Annotated in this window: 20 protein-coding genes; 5 read left to right on the forward strand and 15 right to left on the reverse strand. The window is 72.8% G+C overall.

Going from position 1 to position 22147, the window contains the following annotated elements; translation table 11 throughout:
- Positions 1-14 precede the first annotated feature (14 nt).
- Positions 15-1385 carry an FAD-dependent oxidoreductase gene (locus tag ACIQD7_RS14730; protein ID WP_121829448.1) on the forward strand — a complete coding sequence of 457 codons (1371 nt, stop codon included), beginning with the start codon at positions 15-17 and terminating at the stop codon, positions 1383-1385.
- Between the two features lie 88 nt (positions 1386-1473).
- Here ACIQD7_RS14730 and ACIQD7_RS14735 read toward each other — a convergent pair whose 3' ends face one another.
- Complete coding sequence (locus ACIQD7_RS14735) at positions 1474-2166, reverse strand: TerB family tellurite resistance protein (RefSeq protein ID WP_121829447.1); 693 nt, start codon at positions 2164-2166, stop codon at positions 1474-1476.
- Positions 2167-2409: 243 nt separating this feature from the next.
- Positions 2410-4173 carry a 2-isopropylmalate synthase gene (gene leuA, locus ACIQD7_RS14740; protein WP_402441845.1) on the reverse strand — a complete coding sequence of 588 codons (1764 nt, stop codon included), beginning with the start codon at positions 4171-4173 and terminating at the stop codon, positions 2410-2412.
- Between the two features lie 321 nt (positions 4174-4494).
- On the opposite strand from leuA, the gene ACIQD7_RS14745 reads away from it, so the two are divergent.
- Together ACIQD7_RS14745 and ACIQD7_RS14750 are read left to right on the forward strand one after the other, a co-directional pair.
- On the forward strand, positions 4495-5547 hold the full coding sequence (locus ACIQD7_RS14745; protein WP_121829445.1) for a M4 family metallopeptidase: 1053 nt from the start codon (positions 4495-4497) through the stop codon (positions 5545-5547).
- A gap of 20 nt (positions 5548-5567) precedes the next feature.
- The gene (locus ACIQD7_RS14750; RefSeq protein ID WP_402441846.1) at positions 5568-5837 is read left to right on the forward strand and encodes a protealysin inhibitor emfourin; all 270 of its coding nucleotides are present in this window, start codon (positions 5568-5570) and stop codon (positions 5835-5837) included.
- A gap of 143 nt (positions 5838-5980) precedes the next feature.
- Here the strand turns inward: ACIQD7_RS14750 and era are convergent, their stop codons facing one another.
- From era to ACIQD7_RS14765, 3 genes are read right to left on the reverse strand one after another with little or no spacing between them, the layout of a single operon-like run.
- On the reverse strand, positions 5981-6931 hold the full coding sequence (gene era / locus ACIQD7_RS14755; RefSeq protein ID WP_373682716.1) for a GTPase Era: 951 nt from the start codon (positions 6929-6931) through the stop codon (positions 5981-5983).
- Positions 6932-6991: 60 nt separating this feature from the next.
- Positions 6992-7354 carry a cytidine deaminase gene (locus ACIQD7_RS14760; protein WP_121829442.1) on the reverse strand — a complete coding sequence of 121 codons (363 nt, stop codon included), beginning with the start codon at positions 7352-7354 and terminating at the stop codon, positions 6992-6994.
- A 43-nt stretch (positions 7355-7397) separates the two neighbouring features.
- Entirely contained in the window at positions 7398-8282 is an 885-nt protein-coding gene (locus tag ACIQD7_RS14765) for a helix-turn-helix transcriptional regulator (protein WP_402441847.1), read from the reverse strand.
- A 91-nt stretch (positions 8283-8373) separates the two neighbouring features.
- Between ACIQD7_RS14765 and ACIQD7_RS14770 the strand changes: the two genes are divergently transcribed.
- Positions 8374-9759, forward strand: coding sequence for an MFS transporter (locus tag ACIQD7_RS14770; protein WP_402441848.1), 1386 nt, complete (start codon positions 8374-8376; stop codon positions 9757-9759).
- 22 nt (positions 9760-9781) lie between these two features.
- Here ACIQD7_RS14770 and ACIQD7_RS14775 read toward each other — a convergent pair whose 3' ends face one another.
- The 5 genes from ACIQD7_RS14775 to ACIQD7_RS14795 form a co-directional block, all read right to left on the reverse strand.
- Positions 9782-10135 carry an MmcQ/YjbR family DNA-binding protein gene (locus ACIQD7_RS14775; protein ID WP_121829441.1) on the reverse strand — a complete coding sequence of 118 codons (354 nt, stop codon included), beginning with the start codon at positions 10133-10135 and terminating at the stop codon, positions 9782-9784.
- A gap of 47 nt (positions 10136-10182) precedes the next feature.
- Entirely contained in the window at positions 10183-11487 is a 1305-nt protein-coding gene (locus ACIQD7_RS14780; protein ID WP_121829440.1) for a hemolysin family protein, read from the reverse strand.
- Positions 11488-11492: 5 nt separating this feature from the next.
- Positions 11493-11990, reverse strand: coding sequence for an rRNA maturation RNase YbeY (gene ybeY / locus ACIQD7_RS14785; RefSeq protein WP_402441849.1), 498 nt, complete (start codon positions 11988-11990; stop codon positions 11493-11495).
- Positions 11991-12003: 13 nt separating this feature from the next.
- The gene (locus ACIQD7_RS14790; RefSeq protein WP_402441850.1) at positions 12004-14121 is read right to left on the reverse strand and encodes a PhoH family protein; all 2118 of its coding nucleotides are present in this window, start codon (positions 14119-14121) and stop codon (positions 12004-12006) included.
- A gap of 153 nt (positions 14122-14274) precedes the next feature.
- On the reverse strand, positions 14275-15393 hold the full coding sequence (locus ACIQD7_RS14795; protein WP_391053679.1) for a PfkB family carbohydrate kinase: 1119 nt from the start codon (positions 15391-15393) through the stop codon (positions 14275-14277).
- Between the two features lie 259 nt (positions 15394-15652).
- On the opposite strand from ACIQD7_RS14795, the gene ACIQD7_RS14800 reads away from it, so the two are divergent.
- Entirely contained in the window at positions 15653-17008 is a 1356-nt protein-coding gene (locus tag ACIQD7_RS14800) for an MFS transporter (RefSeq protein ID WP_402441851.1), read from the forward strand.
- A 273-nt stretch (positions 17009-17281) separates the two neighbouring features.
- On the opposite strand, the gene ACIQD7_RS14805 is transcribed toward ACIQD7_RS14800, so the two are convergent.
- The 5 genes from ACIQD7_RS14805 to ACIQD7_RS14825 all read right to left on the reverse strand — a co-directional run bounded on the left by ACIQD7_RS14805 (position 17282) and on the right by ACIQD7_RS14825 (position 22084).
- The gene (locus tag ACIQD7_RS14805) at positions 17282-18286 is read right to left on the reverse strand and encodes an adenosine deaminase (RefSeq protein ID WP_402441852.1); all 1005 of its coding nucleotides are present in this window, start codon (positions 18284-18286) and stop codon (positions 17282-17284) included.
- 2 nt (positions 18287-18288) lie between these two features.
- Positions 18289-19194, reverse strand: a complete 906-nt coding sequence (locus tag ACIQD7_RS14810) for a ribonuclease Z (protein WP_161371685.1) — start codon at positions 19192-19194, stop codon at positions 18289-18291.
- Positions 19195-19197: 3 nt separating this feature from the next.
- Positions 19198-19557, reverse strand: coding sequence for a histidine triad nucleotide-binding protein (locus ACIQD7_RS14815; protein WP_402441853.1), 360 nt, complete (start codon positions 19555-19557; stop codon positions 19198-19200).
- Positions 19558-19655: 98 nt separating this feature from the next.
- The gene (locus tag ACIQD7_RS14820; RefSeq protein WP_402441854.1) at positions 19656-20780 is read right to left on the reverse strand and encodes a tetratricopeptide repeat protein; all 1125 of its coding nucleotides are present in this window, start codon (positions 20778-20780) and stop codon (positions 19656-19658) included.
- Positions 20777-22084, reverse strand: a complete 1308-nt coding sequence (locus ACIQD7_RS14825; protein WP_402441855.1) for an ATP-binding protein — start codon at positions 22082-22084, stop codon at positions 20777-20779. Before ACIQD7_RS14825 ends, ACIQD7_RS14820 begins: the two co-directional genes overlap by 4 nt.
- Positions 22085-22147 lie beyond the last annotated feature (63 nt).

The raw sequence follows: 22147 nt of genomic DNA on the forward strand, positions 1-22147 counted from the left end.
AAGGGAACCCTGTCATGCCCCGCCCCCTCCGGGTCGCGATCGTCGGCGCCGGCCCCGCCGGAATCTACGCCGCCGATGCGCTGCTGAAGTCCGAGGCCGCCGCCGAGCCGGGCGTGTCGATCGACATCTTCGAACGGATGCCGGCGCCCTTCGGCCTCATCCGCTACGGCGTCGCCCCCGACCACCCGCGCATCAAGGGCATCGTCAACGCGCTGCACCAGGTGCTCGACAAGCCGCAGGTCCGCCTGTTCGGCAACGTCGACTACGGCACCGACGTGCACCTGGACGACCTGCGCTCCTTCTACGACGCCGTGGTCTTCTCGACCGGCGCCATGGCGGACCGCGAGCTGAAGATCCCCGGCGTGGAGCTGGACGGCTGCCTCGGCGCCGCCGACTTCGCCTCCTGGTACGACGGCCACCCGGACGTCCCGCGCACCTGGGACCTGTCCGCCGAGAAGGTCGCCGTCCTCGGCGTCGGCAACGTGGCCCTCGACATCGCCCGCATCCTGGCGAAGACGGCGGACGAGCTGCTGCCGACCGAGATCCCGGCCAACGTCTACGAGGGCCTGAAGGCCAACAAGGCGCTCGAAGTCCACGTCTTCGGCCGTCGCGGCCCGGCGCAGGCGAAGTTCAGCCCCATGGAGCTGCGCGAGCTGGACCACTCCCCCAACATCGAGGTCATCGTCAACCCCGAGGACATCGACTACGACGAGGGCTCGATCGCGGACCGCCGCAAGAACAAGCAGACCGACATGGTCGCGAAGACCCTGGAGAACTGGGCGATCCGCGACATCGGCGACCGCCCGCACAAGCTCTTCCTGCACTTCTTCGAGTCCCCGGTCGAGGTCCTCGGCGAGGACGGCAAGGTCGTCGGCCTGCGCACCGAGCGCACCGAGCTGGACGGCACCGGCAACGTCAAGGGCACCGGCCGGACCACCGACTGGGACGTCCAGGCCGTCTACCGCGCGGTCGGCTACCTCTCGGACGAGCTGTCGAAGCTCCCGTGGGACGCCGTCAGCGGCACCGTCCCGGACGAGGGCGGCCGGGTCGTCCAGGAGAACGGCGAGCACCTGGCGTCGACCTACGTGACCGGCTGGATCCGGCGCGGCCCGGTCGGCCTCATCGGCCACACCAAGGGCGACGCCAACGAGACCGTGGCGAACCTCCTGGACGACTTCGCGAACGGGCGCCTGCTCGCCCCGGCCACCCCGGAGACGGACGCCGTCGTGTCCTTCCTGGAGGGCAAGGGCATCACGTACACGACGTGGGAGGGCTGGTACGCCCTGGACGCCGCCGAGAAGGCGCTGGGCGAGCCGCAGGGCCGCGAGCGCGTGAAGATCGTGGAGCGCGAGGACATGCTGCGCGCGAGCGGCGCGATCCAGTAACCGTCGCGCCGGTACGGCGACCGCGGGGGCACGGAGCGGATCCGGGTCCCCGCGCAGTCGTTCCTCCCGGCGGGACCCTTCCCACGGGTCAGGAAACGGTCCGCGCGGAGGCGAGGAGCCGGACGGTGTCGTCCGGGGGCAGCGAGAGCGCGTTGCCGACGGTGCCGAGGACCTCCATCTCGGCCGGGCTGTAGGCGCCGTCGGCCAGGGCGATCCGGGCGGCCTGGACGAGGATCGACTCCCGCCCGGAGGGGGCCAGGTGCGGGGCGAGCGGCTCCAGGGCCTCGTGGATCTCGATCGCGAGGAGCGTGCCCTCGGGGTTCACCTCGGGCATGAAGCGGCCCGTGTCGGCCTCCAGGGCCTCGACCAGGTCCACCAGCTGGACGGCCGTGCACTCCGCGAACCCGGCGGACCTGACGGCGCTGACGGCCCGGTCCAGGACGGCGCGGGAACCGGTGCCGCCGGCCGCGAGGACGGCCAGCGCGACGGTGTGCACGCCGTCCCGCAGCATCGCGGAGAAACGGCTGGTCGTCGGGCGGTCGAGGACCTCCGTGCCGAAGTGCGTGTGACAGGCCGCGCACTCGACCACGGGGCCCGTACAGCCCCGGGGCAGAACGGGGACGCCCAGGACGGCGAACCTGCGGCGGCCGGTGCGCCGCCGGTAGTTGCGGTCGCCCCCGCACTCCTCGCAGAAGAACTCCCCGTCCCCGACGGTGTTCCAGGAGGTGCGGACCCCGCAGATGCCCGTTTTCCCACCCCGTGAATTCCGGGCAGACCGCATACGCACCTCCTCGACGCCCCGGCTGCACTGCCGGCGTGGGCGTGATGTTAGCCACATCCTTGATGTGGCGTCAGCACCCCGGAACCAGTTCACCGTGGAGATGGCCGAGACACGTCACCGTTCGAACGCCGGGGAATCACTCTCCGGAGTGGTCCCGCGCGCGCCCTCGCGCCCTCCCCCGTCCGGGACGCGGCGCTGCCCCGCGCCCTCCGGGAGGGCGCGGGGCAGCGGGGTCGGGGCAGGTCAGCGGGCGGAGCGGTTGACCGCCGAGATGACCGCCTTCAGGGAGGCGCGGGTGGTGTTGGCGTCGATGCCGATGCCCCACAGGACCTTGCCGTCGATGGCGCACTCGATGTAGGAGGCGGCCTGCGCGGAGGCGCCCTCGCTCATCGTGTGCTCCTGGTAGTCCAGCAGGCGGGCGTCGACGCCGACGGCCTGGAGGGCGGCGAAGAAGGCCGAGATCGGGCCGTTTCCGGAACCGGTCAGGACGGTGTCGACGCCGTCCACGACCGCCTCGACGGTCAGGGTGTCCGTGCCGTCGGTGTCGGACGTCGTCTGGCCGGAGCGCAGCTGGATGCGCCCCCAGGCATTGTCCGGGTTGGGCAGGTACTCGTCCTGGAAGACGGACCAGATCGCGGCCGGCGTGACCTCGCCGCCCTCGGTGTCGGTCTTCTGCTGGATGATCCGGGAGAACTCGATCTGCATCCGGCGGGGCAGGTCCAGCTTGTGGTCGTTCTTCAGGACGTACGCGATGCCGCCCTTGCCGGACTGCGAGTTGACCCGGATGACGGCCTCGTAGGAGCGGCCGACGTCCTTCGGGTCGATCGGCAGGTACGGGACCGCCCACTCGATGTCGTCCACGGTCTTGCCCCGGGCGGCCGCGTCGGCCTCCATGGCGTCGAAGCCCTTCTTGATGGCGTCCTGGTGGGAGCCGGAGAAGGCGGTGTAGACCAGGTCGCCCGCGTAGGGGTGGCGCGGGTGGACCTCCATCTGGTTGCAGTACTCGCTGGTGCGGCGGATCTCGTCGATCTGCGAGAAGTCGATCTGCGGGTCGACGCCCTGGCTGAACAGGTTCATGCCCAGGGTCACCAGGTCGACGTTGCCGGTGCGCTCGCCCTGGCCGAACAGGCAGCCCTCGACGCGGTCGGCGCCGGCCATGACGGCCAGCTCGGCCGCCGCCACGGCCGTGCCGCGGTCGTTGTGCGGGTGGGCGGACAGGCAGACGTACTCGCGGCGGGTCAGGTTCCGGGACATCCACTCGAACCGGTCCGCGTGCGTGGACGGCGTCGAACGCTCCACGGTGGCGGGCAGGTTGAGGATGATCTCGCGGCCCGGGCCCGGCTGCCAGACGTCGCAGACGGCCTCGCAGACCTCCAGGGCGAAGTCCAGCTCGGTGTCGGTGAAGATCTCGGGGCTGTACTGGTAGCCGAAGGTCGTCTCCGGGCCCAGCAGCTTCTCCGCGTACTCCATCACCAGGCGGGTGCCGTCCACGGCGATCTGCTTGATGTCCTCCTTCGAGCCGCGGAAGACGACCCGGCGGAAGGTGGGCGCGGTGGCGTTGTACAGGTGGACGGTGGCGCGCCTGGCGCCGACCAGGGACTCCACGGTCCGCTCGATCAGGTCCTCGCGGGCCTGGGTCAGGACGGAGATGGTGACGTCGTCCGGGATCGCGCCCTCTTCGATGATGGAGCGCACGAACGCGAAGTCGGTCTCGCCGGAGGACGGGAAGCCGACCTCGATCTCCTTGTAGCCCATGCGTACGAGCAGGTCGAACATCTCGCGCTTGCGGGCCGGGGACATCGGGTCGATCAGGGCCTGGTTGCCGTCGCGCAGGTCGGTGGACAGCCAGCGGGGAGCCTTGGTGATGCGCCGGTCGGGCCAGGTGCGGTCGGGGATCTCGACGGCCTCGTACCGGCCGTACTTGTGGATCGGCATCCCGGACGGCTTCTGCAGCGGCGTCTCGTTGGTGACGGGCGTGGGGCGGCCGATGAACGGGGACTGCGACATTGCGTAGGGCTCCTCGGATCCAGCGAGAGTGGGGGTCCCCCCTGCTCATTAAGAGCTCGGGGGAGGCCGACTGCGACGCAACACCAGGTCCCGCGGGGAGGGGGTCGGCCTACGACTACAGGCCCTCGCCGCGGCAGCTAAGGAGAAGCAGCCCGAAACGCATGATGTGCCGCAGCTTAGCCCAGGGACGTGGAAGCGGACGTCCCGTTCCAGTATGCGGGACAGCCGGGGAATCAAACTCGAACAGTGACGGATCACTCCATTTCGCCAATCCTCGTCTCTCCTCGTGACAGCTTCGTCACGCACTGCCACATTGCTGGAATGACCGCTCACACGCCCGTCTTCTGTTCGATCGTGCCGCCGCACCTCCTGGAGCACCTGGCGCACTCCTCCGACGCCGCCGTGGCCGCCACCGCCCGCCGGACCCTGGCCGCGGACGCCTCGGCCCGTGCGTTCCGGGTGCTGCCGCTGCCCGGCTCCGCCCCGACGGTCGCCGCCCGCGACGCCGCCAAGCCCCACCGGACCGTCCACGACTGCCGGCAGGGCACCGACCTGCCGGGCGAGAAGGTCCGCTCCGAGGGCGAGGAGGCGACCGGCGACGCCTCCGTCAACCGCGCGTACGCGGGCCTCGGCGCCACCTTCGACCTCTTCCTGAACGCCTTCGGGCACGACTCGATCGACGGCTCCGGGCTGCCGCTGCTCGCCTCCGTCCACTACGACCGGGACTACGGCAACGCCTTCTGGAACGGCGAGCAGATGGTGTTCGGGGACGGCGACGACGAGATCTTCCTCGACTTCACGCTGCCCGTGGACGTCATCGGCCACGAACTGGCCCACGGCTTCACCCAGTACACGGCGAACCTGGAGTACTTCAGCCAGTCCGGCGCCCTCAACGAGTCCGTCTCGGACGTCTTCGGCTCCCTCGTGAAGCAGTACGCGCTCGGGCAGGGCGCCGAGGCGGCGGACTGGCTCATCGGGGAGGGCCTCTTCCACCCGAACGTGGAGGGCAGGGCCCTGCGCTCCATGAAGGCGCCGGGCACCGCGTACGACGACGACGTCCTCGGCAAGGACCCGCAGCCCGCGCACATGGACGACTACGTCCGCACGAGCCGCGACAACGGCGGGGTGCACATCAACTCCGGCATCCCCAACCACGCCTTCTACCTGGCGGCGACCGAGCTGGGCGGCAACGCGTGGGAGCGGGCCGGGCAGATCTGGTACGACGTGATGACCGGCGGGACCCTCACCCCCGAGACCCGGTTCGCGGAGTTCGCGGCGGCCACGGTGAAGGCGGCGAAGGACCGGTACGGCGACGGGGCCGAGATCCAGGCCGTACTGAAGTCCTGGGCGGCGGTGGGCGTGCCGACGGACTGAGCCGGGGTAGACAAGGGCTCATGCGGATTCGAGTACGGCGCACGGGCGGTTTCGCGGGCATCGAGCGGTCGGCGGAGGTGGACACCTCGGGCCGCCCCGACGCCGGGGAGTGGACCGCCCTGGCGGGGGCGGTCCTCGCGGCGGCCGACGGGGACGGTGGCCGCTCCCGCGTCCCGGACGGCTTCTCGTACGAGATCACGGTCGACGGCCGCACGGTCCACTGCGGCGACCCGCACCTGACGGAAGCGCAGAGGACCCTCGTCACGAGGGTCCTCAAGGAAGGCGCGTGACTCCGTGACGGGGCCCTAGAAGCCGAGCTTCCTCAGCTGCTCGGGGCCCCTCCTCCGTGCCGTCCTCGCACCGTTCGGCCCCGGAGGGCCTCACGGGCTTCGCACGGCTGCGCCGGCCTCCGGCCGGACGGTGGTCGATCGCCCTAGAAGCCGAGCTTCCGGAGCTGCTTCGGGTCCCGCTGCCAGTCCTTCGCGACCTTCACGTGGAGGTCGAGGAAGACCGGGGTGCCGAGGAGGGCCTCGATGTGCTTGCGGGACTTCATGCCGACCTCCTTCAGGCGGCTGCCCTTGGGGCCGATGATGATGCCCTTCTGGCTGGGGCGCTCGATGTACACGTTGGCGTGGATGTCGAGCAGCGGCCGGTCCGCCGGACGGTTCTCGCGGGGGATCATCTCCTCCACGACCACCGCGATGGAGTGCGGCAGCTCGTCCCGCACGCCTTCGAGCGCGGCCTCGCGGATCAGCTCCGCGACCATGACCTGCTCGGGCTCGTCCGTGAGGTCGCCCTCCGGGTAGAGCGGCGGGGACTCCGGGAGCAGCGGGATGAGCAGGTCCGCGACGAGCTGGACCTGCTTGTCGCCGACGGCCGAGACCGGGACGATCTGCTGCCACTCGAAGCCCAGCTCCCTGCCGAGCTGGTCGACGGCGATGAGCTGTTCGGCGAGGGTCTTGGAGTCGACCAGGTCGGTCTTGGTGACGATCGCGACCTTGGGGGTCTTCTTGATCTCCGCCAGTTCCTTGGCGATGAACCGGTCGCCGGGGCCGAGCTTCTGGTCGGCGGGCAGGCAGAAGCCGATCACGTCGACCTCGGCCCAGGTGGTGCGCACGACGTCGTTGAGCCGCTCGCCCAGGAGGGTGCGCGGCTTGTGGAGGCCGGGGGTGTCGACCAGGATCAGCTGCGCGTCCGGGCGGTGCACGATGCCCCGGACGGTGTGCCGGGTGGTCTGCGGCCGGTTCGAGGTGATGGCCACCTTCTGGCCGACCAGAGCGTTCGTGAGGGTGGACTTGCCCGCGTTGGGGCGGCCGACGAAGCAGGCGAAGCCGGCCCGGTGGACGGCTTCGGTTTCTTGGTTGCGAGCGCTCATGGGGGCCATTGTCCCCGATGAGCGCCCGCGCCACGCACCCAGTGGGTGCGGAGGGCCCGGCGGAGCGCCTCAGCCCGCCGTGACCGCCTGCCGCAGCCGCCCGTCCGGGCCCGCGAGCAGGACCGGGGTCTCCGGGCCGCCGAGGTCCCGCACGGCCGCCCGGTCCTCGTCCGAGGCCGTCTCGGCGGTCGTCACGACGGCCGCCGCCTCCAGGGACTCGGCGCCGCTGGCCACCGCCATCGCGACGGCGGTCCGCAGCGCGCTCAGCCGCAGCGAGTCGAGGGCCACGGTCCCGGCCACGTACGTCCGGCCGGTCTCGTCGCGAACGGCTGCGCCCTCGGCCACGCCGTTGCGGGCCCGGGCGCTCCGGGCGAGGGTGATGATCTTGAGGTCCTCGGCGCCGAGGTCGCCGTGCTCGCTGCTGAGTGTCATGGACCGAGCATAGGCGGGGGTCCCGCACGCCCCGGACGGGACCTCAGCCCGCCAGCGGGTACATCGCCCCGCGCCGGCCCTCCGGGGAGGCCAGCCACTCCAGCTTCGCCGCCGTGTCGGCCTCCGGGAGCGGGGTGTGCATCACGATGACCAGGTCGGGACGGGCCGGGACGCGGAGCTGGGTCGCCTCGACGACCAGCGTGCCGACCAGCGGGTGCTCCATCTCCTTGCGGTGCTGGCCGCCCGGCAGGACGTCCCGCCGGTCCCACAGCTCCGCGAACTCCGCGCTCCGCTCCCCGGCCTCCTCGACCACCGCCCGGAAGCCCTCGTCGTCGGGGCGCTCCGAGCAGGCCGAGCGGAACTGCGCGACCACTCGCGGCGCCAGCTCCTCCCAGTGGCTCATCCGGGAGCGGTACAGCGGATCGGTGAAGAAGGCGACCAGGCAGTTCTGGGAGATGTCCGGCCGCATCCCGAGCACGATCGACGCCGCCTCGTTGTACAGGACCGTGTTCCAGTACACGTCCATGATGTGCGCCGGGAACGGCATCCACGCGTCGATCAGCCGCCGCAGCCCGTGGCACATGTCCCGGTCCTCCGGGGCCGCCTCCAGGGGCGGCGGGTTCAGGCCCGCCAGGACGTACAGGTGGCGCCGCTCGGCCGGGCTCAGCCGCAGCACCCGCGCCACCGAGTCCAGGACCTGGGGCGAGACCGTGATGTCCCTGCCCTGCTCCAGCCACTGGTACCAGGAGACCCCGACGCCCGCGAGGACCGCGACCTCCTCGCGGCGCAGGCCCGGGGTGCGGCGGCGGCCGCCGTCCGGGAGGCCCGCCTCGGCCGGGCCGACCCGGGCCCGACGGCTCATCAGGAACTCGCGCAGTTCACCGAGGCGGTGCCGCTTCGCGTCGGTGCTCTCGGCAACGGTGGCCACGTGTGCTTCCTCCCCCTGGACGCCTGGTGGTGCGACCAACAGGATAAGTTCCCGCTCCCCAGGCTTGTTCCCGCGCGCCGAGGGTGGGGCCATGACGACCCTGACCCCTTCCTCCGCCGCTCCCCCGGCCCTCGGCCGGCGCGACCGGCTCGTCCTCTTCGTGCTGTGCGCCGCCCAGTTCGTGGTGGCGCTCGACTTCTCCGTCCTGAACGTGGCGCTGCCCGTCCTCGGCGCCGACCTCGGCCTCGACCGGTCGGCCCTCCAGTGGGCCGTGACCGCCTTCGCCCTGCCCTCCGGCGGCTTCCTGCTGCTCTTCGGGCGGATCGGCGACCTCTACGGGCGCAAGCGGCTCTTCCTCGCCGGGCTCGCCGTCTTCGGCGCCGCCTCGCTGCTCGCCACCCTCGCCTGGAACCCGGCCGTCTTCCTCACCGGGCGGGCCCTCCAGGGCCTCGGCGCCGCCGCGATCGTGCCCACCGCCATGTCCCTCCTGACCACCACCTTCCCCGAGGGGCCGCTGCGGGACCGGGCGCTCGGCATCTCCGGCACCCTGCTCTCACTGGGCTTCACCGTCGGCATGGTGCTCGGCGGGGTCATGACCGACACCCTCGGCTGGCGCTCCACGATGGGCCTGCTCGCCGTCTTCACCCTGGTCGTGCTGCCGCTGGCGCCCGGCCTGCTGCCCGAGTCCCGCACCCCGGACCGGCCCCGGCTCGACGTGCCCGGCGCGGTCAGCGTCACCGGCGGTCTGCTGGCCCTGATCTACGCCCTGACCACGGCGGCCGAGCGCGGCTTCGGCGGCGCGGACGTGCGGATCGCCCTGCTGGCGGGCGTGCTGCTGCTCGCGGTCTTCGTGCGGGTCGAGTCCCGGCACCCGGCCCCGCTGGTCTCGCTGCCGATGCTGCGGCGGGGCACGATCGCCTTCGGCAACCTGGGCGGGCTCGTCACCTTCTCGATGATGTCGACCGTCATCTTCGTGCTGACCCTGTACCTCCAGGAGACCCTGGGCCTCTCGGCCTTCGCGACCGGTCTGGTCTTCGGGGCGCAGGGCGTGCTCTCGGTCGTCGCCGGGCCGTTCGCGCCGAAGCTGATCGGGCGGATCGGCGCCCGCCGCACCCTGGTGGTCTCGCTCGCCGGCCAGGGCCTCCTGACGGCCGCGCTGCTCGGCGTGTCCGAGAGCTCGGGCGCGGTCCTGGCGACGGTCGCGATCTCGCTGGCCTCCATGTGCCACCTGGGCGCGATCATCTCGTACGGCCTGACCGTCACCTCCGGCGTGCCCGACGAGGAGCAGGGCCTGGCGACGGGGCTCGTGACCACGACCCAGCAGGTCGCCCTCACGATCGGGATCCCGCTGCTCGGGACGCTCGCCGCGGCGGGCGGGGACCTGTACGCGGGTGTCCGCACGGTCCTCGCCCTGGACGCGGCGATCGTGCTCGGCACGGCGCTGCTCGTCGGCCTCGGTCTGCGGCGCCGGGCCTGAGGGCCGTGGCGGCGGCCCCGGGTCAGGGGCGGTCGAGGCGGAGCCGTACCGCCTTCGGCAGGCCCGCGACGACGAGGTCGTACGAGTCCTCGACCAGCTCCCGGACCGTCCGGTCCGGGAGCCCGCCGACGGTCACGGTGTTCCAGTGCCGCTTGTTCATGTGGTAGCCGGGGGCGATCGCCGGGTGCTCCTCGCGGAGCCGTACGGCCTCGTCCGGGTCGCACTTGAGGTTGACCCTCAGCGGCTCGGAGTCGAGCGCCGAGAGCGCGAAGAGCTTTCCGGCGACCTTGAAGACGGAGGTCTCCGGGCCGAAGGGGAACTCCTCCGTGGCGTCGTTGAACTCCAGGCAGAGGGCGCGCAGCTCGTCGGGGGTCACTCGGGCTCCTCGGGGGTCACTCGGGGTCGGCCGGGGTCACTCGGGGGTCACTCGGATTCCTGTTCCGCTCCGACCGGTTCCACCGGCTCCACGAGCACCGTGACGATCTTGTTCCGGCGGCCGGCCGGGGACTCGGCGGTCAGCCGCAGCGAGCGCCCGTCGGGCAGCTCCACCACGGACTTCGCGCCGGAGATCGGGACGCGGCCGAGGGCCTTGGCGAGCAGACCGCCGACGGTCTCCACGTCCTCGTCGTCGTACTCGTCGGGGCCCAGGCCGTACAGCTCGCCGAGGTCCCCGATGTCGAGGCGGGCGGTGACCCGGTAGCGGTCCTCGCCGAGCTCCTGGACCGGCGGCAGCTCCCGGTCGTACTCGTCGGTGATCTCGCCGACGATCTCCTCCAGGATGTCCTCGATGGTGACGATCCCGGCCGTGCCGCCGTACTCGTCGACGACGACGGCCACGTGGTTGCGCTCCTGCTGCATCTCGCGCAGCAGGTCACCGGCGTTCTTGGTGTCCGGGACGAAGGTGGCGGGCCGCATCGCGGTCGACACCAGGTCGGACTCCGACTCCCGGTTGACGTGGGTCCTGCGGGCCAGGTCCTTCAGGTAGACGATGCCGACGATGTCGTCCTCGTTCTCCCCGGTGACCGGGATCCGGGAGAAGCCGGAGCGCAGCGCGAGGGTGAGGGCCTGGCGGACGGTCTTGTACCGCTCGATGCAGATCAGGTCGGTGCGGGGCACCATCACCTCGCGCACGAGGGTGTCGCCCAGCTCGAAGACGGAGTGCACCATGCGGCGCTCGTCGTCCTCGATCAGGGACTCCTGCTCGGCGAGGTCGACCAGGGCCCGCAGCTCGGCCTCGGAGGCGAAGGGGCCCTTGCGGAAGCCCTTGCCGGGGGTGAGCGCGTTGCCGATGAGGATCAGGAGCTGCGGGATCGGGCCCATGATCCGGGCCAGCGGCACCAGGACGTACGCGGCGGCGGTCGCCGTGTTCAGCGGGTGCTGGCGGCCGATGGTGCGCGGCGAGACGCCGACGGCCACGTACGAGACGAGGACCATGACGGCGATGGCGACGAGGAGCGCCTCCCAGGTCTCCGGGAAGGCCTCCAGGCAGGCGTACGTGACGAGGACGCCGGCCGCCATCTCGCAGGCGACGCGGACGAGCAGCGCCACGTTGAGGTAGCGGGTGGGGTCGGAGGCGACCTGGGCGAGCTTCTCGGCGCCGCGCCGCCCGGACCGTACGGCCTCGGCGGCGCGGAAGCTGGAGATCCGGGCGAGGCCCGCCTCGGCGCAGGCGGCCAGCCAGGCCACGACGACGAGGGCGACCGCCCCGAGGATCAGCGAGACGTCCATCGGGGTCAGGAGACGGTCGGCGCCGGCGAGGGGCCGGTGAGGCCCTTCTCCGCGCGCCAGCCGTCGACGATCGCCGCCTGGAGGCCGAACATCTCGGCCTTCTCGTCGGGCTCCTCGTGGTCGTACCCGAGGAGGTGCAGCACTCCGTGGACGGTGAGGAGCTGGAGCTCCTCGTCCATGGAGTGCTGCGTCGGCGCGTCCTTGCCCTGCTGGGTGGCGACCTCGGGGCAGAGCACGATGTCGCCGAGGAGCCCCTGCGGGGGCTCCGCGTCGTCCTTCGTCGGCGGACGCAGCTCGTCCATCGGGAAAGACATGACGTCCGTGGGGCCGGGCAGGTCCATCCACTGGATGTGGAGCTGCTCCATCGCCTCCGCGTCCACGACGATCACCGACAGCTCGGAGAGGGGGTGGATGCGCATCCGCGCGAGCGCGTAGCGGGCGATGTCGAGGATCGACTGCTCGTCGACCTCGGTGCCGGACTCGTTGTTGACGTCGATCGACATGGTGGTTCTGTGACTACTTCCCGTTGCGGCCGTTGCGGCTGTCGTACTGCTCGTACGCGTCGACGATACGGCCGACGAGCTTGTGCCGGACGACATCCTGCGACGTGAGCGTGGAGAAGTGGACGTCCTGGACCCCGTCGAGGATGTCGCGGACCTGCCGCAGACCGCTCTTCGTCCCGTTCGGCAGGTCGACCTGGGTGACGTCACCGGTGATGACGATCTTCGAGTCGAAGCCGAGGCGGGTGAGGAACATCTTCATCTGTTCGGGGTTCGTGTTCTGCGCCTCGTCCAGGATGATGAACGCGTCGTTGAGCGTGTTGTGCGTCAGCAGGTAGTCCTGCGTGACGTACAGCGAGTCCTCGGCCGCGACCTGGATGCAGACCGTCTCCTCGCGCCCGGCGGGCTCGATGGAGTCGATGAACCGCGTCGGCCGGCCGTCACCGCCCGCCGCGTGGTACGCGTCCCGCTTGCGGGCGAGCCGGAAGGGCTCGATGCCCTCGGGAAGCCGGATGTCGACCACATGGGCGTCGTAGCGGTGCTTGCCCAGGGCATTGCCCTGCGGGCGCCCCTCGGCCGCGCGGCGCCGGGTGTACGCGACGCCGCCGAGCGACCGGACCAGCGCGATCACGTCGTCGCGGAGCACGATCGAGGCGGTCGAGTACTGGATCCGGCACGTGCGGTCCCGCTGCGCCACCGGGCCGCCGTCGGAGTCCAGCAGCCCCTGGAGGACCGCGAGCCTGACCTCGGCCGAGTTGAGCAGGTAGTCGTCCGGGACGAACTTCGAGTGGGACCGGGTGCCGAGGAGGTCGAGCTGTCGGAGCGTCCCCGTCACGGGATTCTCCAGCGTGACGACGTCACCGGGTGTCCTGGTCCGGTTCAGGACGTAGTCCGGCCCGCCCTTCGCGCGGACCGCGACGCCGGGCAGCGCCGCTTCCAGCGCTTCGGCGAGTTCGGGGTCCTCGCTGGAGAACGAGGGGGTGGTGGAGCCGGTCAGACAGCCGTCCCCCAGCAGCAGCCCCAGCGCGTACGGGTCCATCGGCACTTCGCGCTCGGGCAGGGCCACGGGCGCGGTGAGCAGCGGCAGCTCGTACCGGCGGGCGTGGGCGGCCCGCAGGTCGCCGATCATCTCCTGGGTCTCCAGGACGCGCCACGGCTTGTCGCGGCGCTTGTCCGAAGCCGTACGGACCGTCCACAGGTGCTCGCCGCAGCAGAGGGTCCAGGAGCCGTCCTGGGCGGAGACCCGGTAGACGTCCTTCTCGCCCTGCGGGTAGACGCCGAGGACGGGAGTCGGCTCGCCGTTCGAGCCGATGACCAGGTCCCCGACCTCCAGCTCCCCGATGGGGCGCCAGCCGTCCGGCGTGAGCACGTTCGTGAAGACGGGCTGTGCGCGGCCGCGCATGTACGCCAGGGGCGCGACCTCGATCGTCCCGCTCGCCATGAGCTTGGGGATCGAGTCCGGGTCGAGCATGTCGTGCAGGGCGTCGTAGAGCGGGCGCAGGTACGGGTCGATCTTCTCGTAGAGCGTGCCCGGCAGGAAGCCGAGCCGCTCGCCCGCCTCGACGGCGGGTCTGGTCAGGATGATCCGGTTGACCTGCTTGGACTGCAGGGCCTGGACCGCCTTGGCCATGGCGAGATAGGTCTTGCCGGTGCCCGCGGGGCCGATGCCGAAGACGATCGTGTGCTTGTCGATGGCGTCGACGTACCGCTTCTGGTTGAGCGTCTTGGGACGGATCGTGCGTCCCCGGCTGGAGAGGATGTTCTGCGTGAGCACCTCGGCGGGAGTCTCCTCGCCGCCCTCCGCCGATCCGTTCTCGCTCGCCCTGAGCATGGCGATCGAGCGTTCCACTGCGTCCTCCGTCATCGGCTGACCGGTGCGGAGCACCAGCATCATCTCGTCGAACAGGCGCTGGATCAGCGCGACTTCCGCCGCGTCTCCGACCGCGCTGACCTGGTTGCCCCGGACGTGGATGTCGGCGCCCGGGAACGAGCGCTCGATCACGCGGAGCAGGGAGTCCCCGGAGCCGAGCAGGGTCACCATCGGGTGCTTGGCGGGGACGGTGAAGTGGGCGCGGGCCTGTCCGTGCGCCTCGTCGCGGGGCGCTCCGTCGTGGGCTGTGGGTGTGTGAGTCATGGGCCGGCACTGTGGCCTGCACATACCTCCCGTCGCAGGGTTCTCGCTGCTCGACAACCTCCGGATCACCAAGCCTACGACTTGGCACCGACAAGGCCTAAGGGGTTTACGGAGGGCCGTTCGAGTGGAGCGCGTCCTTCCGGGCGGGGCGTCCTACGAGGCGGCCGCGCGGAAGCCGATCGTCGGGACCGCCCTGCGCAGCGGCCAGGGACGGGCGGGGGCGGGCAGGAGGCGCTCCAGGAAAGCGTAGCGGCCGCGCAGGGCCTCGGGGTCCTGCCGGGCGTCGCCCTGCGCCCGCTGCCACCAGGCGGCGATCTCGTCCCAGGTGGGGGCGGAGAGGGAGCCGCCGAACTCCTGGACGGAGAGGGCGGCGGTGAGGCCCGCGAAGGCGAGCCGGTCGGCGAGGGGCCAGTCGGCGAGGGTCCCGGTGACGAAACCGGCGACGAAGACGTCCCCGGCGCCGGTCGGGTCGAGGGCGGAGACCTGGATGGCGGGGACCTCGGCGGTCTCGCCGGTGGCGCCGTCGACCGCGTAGGCGCCCTCGGCGCCGAGGGTGACCACGGCGTAGCGGACCTTGTCGGCGAGGGCGCGGGCGGCGGCCCGGGGGCAATCGGTGCGGGTGTAGCGCATCGCCTCGGCGGCGTTGGGCAGGAACGCCTCGCAGTGCTCCAGGTCGGGCAGGGCCGCCAGGTCCCAGCGGCCGGTGTCGTCCCAGCCGACGTCGGCGAAGACCTTGGCCCCGGCGCGGGCGGCCTGGGCGACCCACTCCTCGGGGCGGCCGGGGGCGAGCGAGGCGACGGCCGCGCGCGCGTGCGGCGGGCAGGCGGGCAGGGCGTCGTCGGACGGCGGGGCCGCGTGGCCGTGGGAGACCATCGTGCGCTCGCCCTCGTAGGCCATGGAGACGGTGACCGGGGAGTGCCAGCCGGGGACGGTGCGGGAGAAGGAGAGGTCGATGCCCTCGCCCTGCTCCAGGGCGTCCCAGCAGTACTCGCCGTAGTGGTCGTCGCCGAAGGCGGCGGCGAGGGAGGTGCGCAGGCCGAGGCGGGCGAGGGCGGTGGCCATGTTGGCGACGCCGCCGGGGCTGGAGCCCATGCCGCGGGCCCAGGACTCGGTGCCGCGGACGGGGGCGCTGTCGAGGCCGGTGAAGATGATGTCCAGGAAGACCGTGCCGGTCAGGAAGACGTCGCAGGCGGGATCGGTGGGCTCGCGCAGGCGCTCCAACGGGTCGATCTCGGCGTCGTGTTGCGGCTGCTCTCCCCTGGGTGTGGTCACGGCGGGCTCCCCGGTCGCGGTGCGGATCCGCCCAGTGTGCCCGATGGGGGTCGGGAGGCGGGTGGGACGCACGAGGAGGGCGGCGCTTTACCCGGAAACCACCCCGCCAAACCACGAGTGTCGCGGATCACATCCCGTACCGGTGGAAACCGTCTTCTCCCACCCCTCGCCCGCTTGATACACATGGTCCCGCGACCCCGTGCCTCTCGCGCACCACCGGGCGCTCCACCCCCTCCCCTTCTTGTTCCTGGGAACGCCCATGTCGTCGCGGTCTCGCGGCGCGGGGGCCCTCGTCGCCCTCGTCGCACTCTTCACGGCCGGTTACCTGGCCCCGTATCTCCTGCCGACCGTCGTCGGACGGCTCTCCGCCGGGCTCGGCCTCACGCCCTCGCAGGCGGGTCTGGTCGGCTCCGTGCTGCTGCTCGGCTCCTCGTCCGCCGGTTTCGCGCTCGCCGCGCGCGGGGAGCGGATCGGGCCGCGCGGGGCGGCCCGTGCGGGCCTGCTCGCCATGCTCGTCGGATACGGCTCCGCCGCCGCGACCGGCACCGTGCCGCTGGTGGTCGCGGGCGCCGTCCTCGGCGGCCTCGGCTCGGGCACGGCGACGGCGGTGGCCGCCGCCGGGATCGCCGGGCGGCCGGACCCGCACCGGGCCTCGGCTCTCGGCCTGCTCTCCGTCTCGGCCACGGCCGGCGCGCTCTACCTGACGCTCCCCCACCTGGGCGGGGGCCACGCGCCGCCGCTGCTCGCGATCGCCTGCGCGGCGGCCCTGGTGTGGCCGGTGACGGGGCGTCTGCCGGGCGGTACGCGGGCGCGTGCGCGGACGGACGCGGGTCGTGAGCCGGTCGTCGCGTCCGTGACGGGTCCGCTGCCGTACCGGCGGGCGGGGGCCGTCCTCGCGGGCGGCATCCTCTGCTGGTCCCTCGCGCAGAACGCGCTGTGGGGCGTGAGCGGCCGCATCGGGCTCACCCAGGCCGGGCTCTCCGAGGTCACCGTCGGCGCGGTCTTCGCGGTGGCGCTCGGCGCGGGGCTCGCCGGGGTCACGGCGGCGGGGGCGCTCGGCTCGCGCCTGGGGCGCGCGGTGCCGATCGGGGCCGGCACGGTCCTCATCGCGGGCTGCGTGCTGCTCAGCTCGGCCGCCGGGGACCTGCTCTCCTTCGCGACCGGCGAGATCCTGTGGAACGCCGTCTACCCGGTCGTCCTGTCGTACCTCCTGGGCCTGGCCGCCTCCCTCGACCCGCGCGGCCGCTGGGCCGTCCTCGTCGGCTCGGCGTCCTCCCTCGGCGTGGCCTGCGGCCCGGTGACCGGCAGCCTCCTCTCCGAGGGCGTCGGCTATCCGGGCATGGGCGCGGTCCTCTGCGCCCTGCTCCTCCTGGTCGCCGCCCCCATGACGGCCGTGGCCCGCCACGTCTCCGGGCGGCCCCTGGTCCCCGGCTCGATCCGCCGCCGCGGGGGCGCGCCCGCGGCCGTCCTCGCCGGCACGGCTTCGGCCATGCCGTCGCTGGTCCCCCAGGTGGGGGCGCCGGAGCAGCCGGTGGCCTCGATCCGGGTGTCCGCCGCGCGGCGGCGTCTGACGAAGTCGACGTTCGGGTTGGCGGGGGTGAGGGGGCGGGAGTAGGGGGCTGGGCTGGGCTGGGGGCCGCTGCGCGGGGCTTACTCCCCACCCCGCCCCTTCCCGAAACCGGGGGCGAACCCCCGGACCCCCGTACGCCCTCCGGGCGTGTCCTCAAACGCCGGACGGGCTGAAAATCCAGCCCCGCCGGCGTTTGAGGCGCGGGGTCCGGGGCGGAGCCCCGGTTACGGGAAGGGGCGGGGTGGGGAACAAGCCCGCCGCAGGCGCCCCGGCCCGCACCCGCCCCGCACCCACCCCACCCGGCCAGCCGCGCCGCGTCTACGCCCCGCCACCCCCGAACTCGTACGCCTCCACCTCCGCCAGGTACCTCCCCCTCCGCTCCTCCTCGTCCTCCAGGAACGACGCGAGGAAGGAGTTCCGGGCCAGCTCCCGGAGCTGTTCGTCCGTGAGGGCGAGGGCGGTGCGGACGCCGTCGTAGTTGTCGCCCGCGTAGCCGCCGAAGTAGGCGGGGTCGTCGGAGTTGACGGTGACGAGGAGGCCGGCGGACATCATGGCGCGGAGCGGATGGTCGGCGAGGGTGTCGATGACGCGGAGGCGGACGTTCGACAGGGGGCAGAGGGTGAGCGGGACCCGCTCGCGGGCGAGGCGGGCGACGAGGTCGGGGTCGTCCATGCAGCGCAGGCCGTGGTCGATCCGCTCGACGCCGAGGACGTCGAGGGCCTCGCGGACGTACGCCGCGGGCCCCTCCTCGCCCGCGTGCGCGACCCGGCGCAGGCCGAGCGCGGCGGCGGCCTCGTACACCTCGCGGAACTTGGCCGGCGGATGGCCGACCTCGGCCGAGTCGAGGCCGACGCCGGTGATCCGGTCCAGGTACGGCTTCGCGGCCTCCAGGGTGGCGAGGGCCGATTCGGCGGACTCGTCGCGCAGGAAGCACATGATGAGCCGGGTGGAGATCCCGTACCGCTCCTCGGCGCGGTCGAGGGAGGCGGTCAGGCCCTCGATCACGGTGCCGATCGGGACGCCGCGCGCGGTGTGCGCCTGCGGGTCGAAGAAGATCTCGGCGTGCCGGACGCCCTGGGCGGCGGCCCGCTCCAGATAGGCGTCGGTGAGTTCGGTGAAGTCCTCGGCGGTGCGCAGGACCGCCATGAGGCCGTAGTACAGGTCCAGGAAGGACTGGAGGTCGCTGAAGCGGTACGCCTCGCGCAGGGCGTCGGTGTCCGCGTACGGCAGGGTGACGCCGTTGCGCGCGGCGAGCGCGAAGGCCAGCTCGGGTTCGAGGGTGCCTTCGATGTGGAGGTGCAGTTCCGCCTTGGGTACGGGCATGTTCACGTTCGTTTCGGTACGGGGACCCTCATGAGGTCCTGGGCAATGCTCAGCTCGCCGTCGAACCCGGCCGCCCGCGCCTGCCGTTCGAACTCGGCGGGGTCGTGGTAGCGCTGCGAGAAGTGGGTGAGGACGAGGTGCCGCACGCCCGCGTCGCGGGCGACCGCGGCGGCCTGTCCGGCCGTGAGGTGGCCGTGGTCGGTGGCGAGGCGGACGTCCTCGTCGAGGAAGGTCGACTCGATGACGAGCATGTCGGCGCCCTCGGCGAGGGCGTGGACGCCGTCGCAGAGCCGGGTGTCCATGACGAAGGCGAAGCGCTGTCCGCGCCGGACCTCGCTGACCCGGTCGAGGGTGACGCCGTTCAGGACGCCGTCGCGCTGGATGCGGCCCACGTCGGGGCCCTGGATGCCGTGCTCGGCGAGCTTCCCCGGCAGGATGCGGCGGCCGTCGGGCTCGATCAGCCGGTAGCCGTAGGACTCGACGGGGTGGGAGAGCCGGCGCGCTTCCAGGGTGAACTCGTCGGTGACGGCGAGCGGCCCGTCGGCGGCGACGGGCACCTCGACGAGCTTCACGGTCTCGCGGTAGGCGGTGGCGTACCGCAGCCGCTCGAAGAAGTGCCGACCGCTCGCCGGGTAGTGGGCGGTGACCGGGTGCGGGACCTGGTCGAGGTTGATCCGCTGGATCACCCCGGCCAGGCCGAGCGAGTGGTCGCCGTGGAAGTGCGTGACGCAGATCCGGTCGAGGTCGTGCGCCGCGACCCCGGCCCGCAGCATCTGGCGCTGGGTGCCCTCGCCGGGGTCGAACATGATGCCCCGGCCGTCCCAGCGCAGCAGGTAGCCGTTGTGGTTGCGGTGCCGGGTCGGGACCTGGCTGGCGGTCCCGAGGACGACCAGTTCGCGTACGGACACGGTTTATCCGGGGGGCCAGTTGAGGCCGCGGCCGCCCAGGACGTGCGCGTGGGTGTGGAAGACGGTCTGGCCCGCGCCCGCGCCGGTGTTGAGGACGATCCGGTAGCCGGTGCCGTCGGTCTTCTCCTGGGCGGCGACCTCGCCGGCCTCGCGCAGCAGGTCGGCGGCGACGTCCGGCGCGCCGGCCGCGAGGGAGGCGGCGTCCGGGTAGTGCACGCGCGGGATCACCAGGACGTGGGTCGGGGCCTGCGGGTTGATGTCGCGGAACGCGACGGTCGTCTCGGTCTCGCGGACGATCGTCGCCGACACCTCCCCCGCCACGATCTTGCAGAACAGGCAGTCGCTCTGCGGCTCTCCGGCCATGGTCCGGGCCTCCTCGCCTCCGTCGGTCAGTACACGCGCATCGTATCCGCCGCCGCCGACAAGATCGGATGCCGTTCTCCCGGAAGGGCCCGGTCCGGTCAGTCCTTGGGCACGCGCCGGTTCAGGAACGAGCGGCTCACCCAGTACGTGACGATCACGCCCCAGAACAGCACTCCGCCGAGCGCGCCGGGCACGCCCGCGTCGAAGGACCAGAGGGCCATGGTCAGCACCGAGTAGAGCCCGAGCAGCCCCACGGCCGTCGCCATGGCGATCACCGGCCGGCAGCCGCGCGCGACGAGCAGCAGCGGGCGGCGCAGCCGGGGCGGCATCCGGCGGCTCATCCACAGGGCCCAGCCGCCCCAGGCGCCGACGAGGACGGCCGCGCCGATCAGGAACGGGACGACCGCCCCGGCCCCGGTCACGCCGCCGCGGACGGGGGCGACGCCGAACGCGGAGGCGACGAAGCCGAGCAGGGCGACCCAGCGGGCCCCGGCGGCGGTGTTCCAGGCCATGGCCTCCAGGTTGTAGCGGGCCTTGCGGTCCTGGAGGTCGAGCGCGGCGGAGGCGACGAACCCCTCGGCGGCCTGCGTCCACGCCCCGCGCCGGAACCAGCGGCGGCGCAGCCGGAGCAGCGAGAGGTTGTTGTGGGCCTCGCTGCTCTGCGGGTTGAGCCGCAGCGCCGTCTCGTACGCGCGCCGCGCGGTGTCGTGGTCGCCCCGGCGCTGGGCGGTGAGGCCGACCAGGAAGTGGGCCGCGTCCTCCTCTGGCGCGAGGTTCACGGCGGTCCGCGCGGTCTCGTACGCCTCGACGGTGCGCGCGTGCGCGAGGAAGCGCTCGCCGTGCTCGCCGTGCTCCGCGAGGGCGGTGCCGAGCGCGTAGTGGGTGCCCCAGTGGTGCGGGGCGAGCGCGACGGCGTGCCGGGCGGTGGACTCGGCCTCCTGGAACCGCCTCTGGGAGAGGAGGACCTGGACGCGCATCAGCCAGGCGCCGAGCAGTTCGGGCTCGGCCCGCAGCGCCTGGTCCACGGCGGCCAGGGCGGCGGGGTGGTGGCCGCCCCGGTGGTGGCAGCGAGCGAGCAGGACGAGGGCCTCGGCGTCCTCCGGTTCGGTCGCCAGGTGCTGGGCGGCGAGCTCCCCGGCCCGCTCGTACCGCCCGGCCTCGTACAACGCCTCGGCGCGCCGCATCGCGGTGCCGTGGGCGCCCCGGGCCTCCGCCTCGCTCACAGCTTGCGCTTCCGCTTGAGGTGGGCGAGCAGGTCGTCGTAGAGGCCGCCCTCGTTGGCGAACATGGCGACGTTCCGGGCGGCGGCGAACCACGGTTCCGTGGACGGCTTGATCTGCTTGGCCGCGCCGAGCAGGTCCTTGGTGGTGATCAGGCGTACGGAGCCGCTGCGGGCGGAGTCGAGGAGCGCGGTCTCGGCGGCCGTCTCGCAGACGTGGGCGAGGTCGGCGCCGGAGAAGTCCTCGGTGGCCTTGACGAGCTTGCCGAGGTCGACGGCCTCGATGGGGCGCTCGCGCAGGTGGTAGCGGAGGATCGCCTCGCGGGCGGCGGCGTCGGGCGGCAGCACGAGCAGGGTGCGGTCGAGGCGGCCGGGGCGGCGCAGCGCGATGTCGACGTCCCAGGGGACGTTGGTGGCGGCGAGCACGAAGACGCCCTCGTTGCCGGCGCCGCTCGCGATGCCGTCGAGTTCGGTGAGGAGCTGGTTGACGACGTTGCGCAGGCCGCTGTGGTGGGTGCGGGAGCGCTTGGCGCCGAGGGCGTCCAGCTCGTCGAGGAAGACGACGCAGGGGGCCTGGCGGCGGGCGGTCTCGAAGATGTCGTGGATGTTCTTCTCGGAGGCGCCGATCCACATGTCGAGGACGTCGGAGAGCGAGACGGTGAGGAAGCTCGCGCCGAGCTCGCCCGCGACGGCCCGGGCGATGAAGGTCTTGCCGCAGCCGGGCGGGCCGTAGAGGAGCAGGCCGCCGCGCAGCGACTTGCCGTACAGCCTGCGCAGTTCGGGGTTGCGCATGGGGGCGAGGAAGGCGGCCTCCAGGCGGTCCTTGACCTCCTCCATGCCGCCGACGTCGGCGAGGCGGACGGAGCCGGGGGCGTCGACGTCCCAGGCGGCCGCGTCCCCGGCGGTGCCGTCGCCGTCGGCGGCCTGCGGGTCCTCCAGGAAGCGGGGCCCGACGAGGTCCTGGACCTGCTGCTCGGCGGCGTTCCAGTCGAAGGAGGGGGCGGGGGCGTCCGGTGCGGGGGCGTCCGGGGCCGGAGTCGGAGCCGGGGCCGGGGTCTCCGTCGCGGTCGCGGGCGGGGGCGGGGTCGCGGGCGGGGTCGCGGGCAGACCCATCGCGCGGACCATCAGGGCGCGGGCGTCCGCGTCCCCGGGCGCGTGCTGGAGGGCGACGGCCGCCTCGGCGACGGCCTCGTCGTTCCGCCCCTCCGCGAGGAGGAGCTCGGCGAAGTGGAGACGCAGGGGCACGTCGCCGGGGGTGGCGGCCACGGCGGCGCGGAGACTGCGGATCAGGGGGGACTCGTCGGCCATGCGGCCACCCTAAGGAGCCCCCGGGGGCGGCCGTCCACCGGGTTGGCCCCCTCTTTCCTCCGT

Origin of the sequence: Streptomyces sp. NPDC093071 (genome assembly GCF_044754545.1) — a bacterium.
Taxonomy (GTDB): domain Bacteria; phylum Actinomycetota; class Actinomycetes; order Streptomycetales; family Streptomycetaceae; genus Streptomyces.

Coding starts and splice junctions, on each gene's coding strand:
- era (WP_373682716.1), bottom strand. CDS start 6,931: ATGGCCCCCATGAGCGCTCGCAACCAAGAAACCGAAGCCGTCCACCGG.
- leuA (WP_402441845.1), bottom strand. CDS start 4,173: ATGTCGCAGTCCCCGTTCATCGGCCGCCCCACGCCCGTCACCAACGAG.
- ACIQD7_RS14760 (WP_121829442.1), bottom strand. CDS start 7,354: ATGACACTCAGCAGCGAGCACGGCGACCTCGGCGCCGAGGACCTCAAG.
- ACIQD7_RS14745 (WP_121829445.1), top strand. CDS start 4,495: ATGACCGCTCACACGCCCGTCTTCTGTTCGATCGTGCCGCCGCACCTC.
- ACIQD7_RS14815 (WP_402441853.1), bottom strand. CDS start 19,557: ATGGCCGGAGAGCCGCAGAGCGACTGCCTGTTCTGCAAGATCGTGGCG.
- ACIQD7_RS14800 (WP_402441851.1), top strand. CDS start 15,653: ATGTCGTCGCGGTCTCGCGGCGCGGGGGCCCTCGTCGCCCTCGTCGCA.
- ACIQD7_RS14805 (WP_402441852.1), bottom strand. CDS start 18,286: ATGCCCGTACCCAAGGCGGAACTGCACCTCCACATCGAAGGCACCCTC.
- ACIQD7_RS14825 (WP_402441855.1), bottom strand. CDS start 22,084: ATGGCCGACGAGTCCCCCCTGATCCGCAGTCTCCGCGCCGCCGTGGCC.
- ybeY (WP_402441849.1), bottom strand. CDS start 11,990: ATGTCGATCGACGTCAACAACGAGTCCGGCACCGAGGTCGACGAGCAG.
- ACIQD7_RS14780 (WP_121829440.1), bottom strand. CDS start 11,487: ATGGACGTCTCGCTGATCCTCGGGGCGGTCGCCCTCGTCGTCGTGGCC.
- ACIQD7_RS14730 (WP_121829448.1), top strand. CDS start 15: ATGCCCCGCCCCCTCCGGGTCGCGATCGTCGGCGCCGGCCCCGCCGGA.
- ACIQD7_RS14735 (WP_121829447.1), bottom strand. CDS start 2,166: ATGCGGTCTGCCCGGAATTCACGGGGTGGGAAAACGGGCATCTGCGGG.
- ACIQD7_RS14770 (WP_402441848.1), top strand. CDS start 8,374: ATGACGACCCTGACCCCTTCCTCCGCCGCTCCCCCGGCCCTCGGCCGG.
- ACIQD7_RS14790 (WP_402441850.1), bottom strand. CDS start 14,121: ATGACTCACACACCCACAGCCCACGACGGAGCGCCCCGCGACGAGGCG.
- ACIQD7_RS14750 (WP_402441846.1), top strand. CDS start 5,568: ATGCGGATTCGAGTACGGCGCACGGGCGGTTTCGCGGGCATCGAGCGG.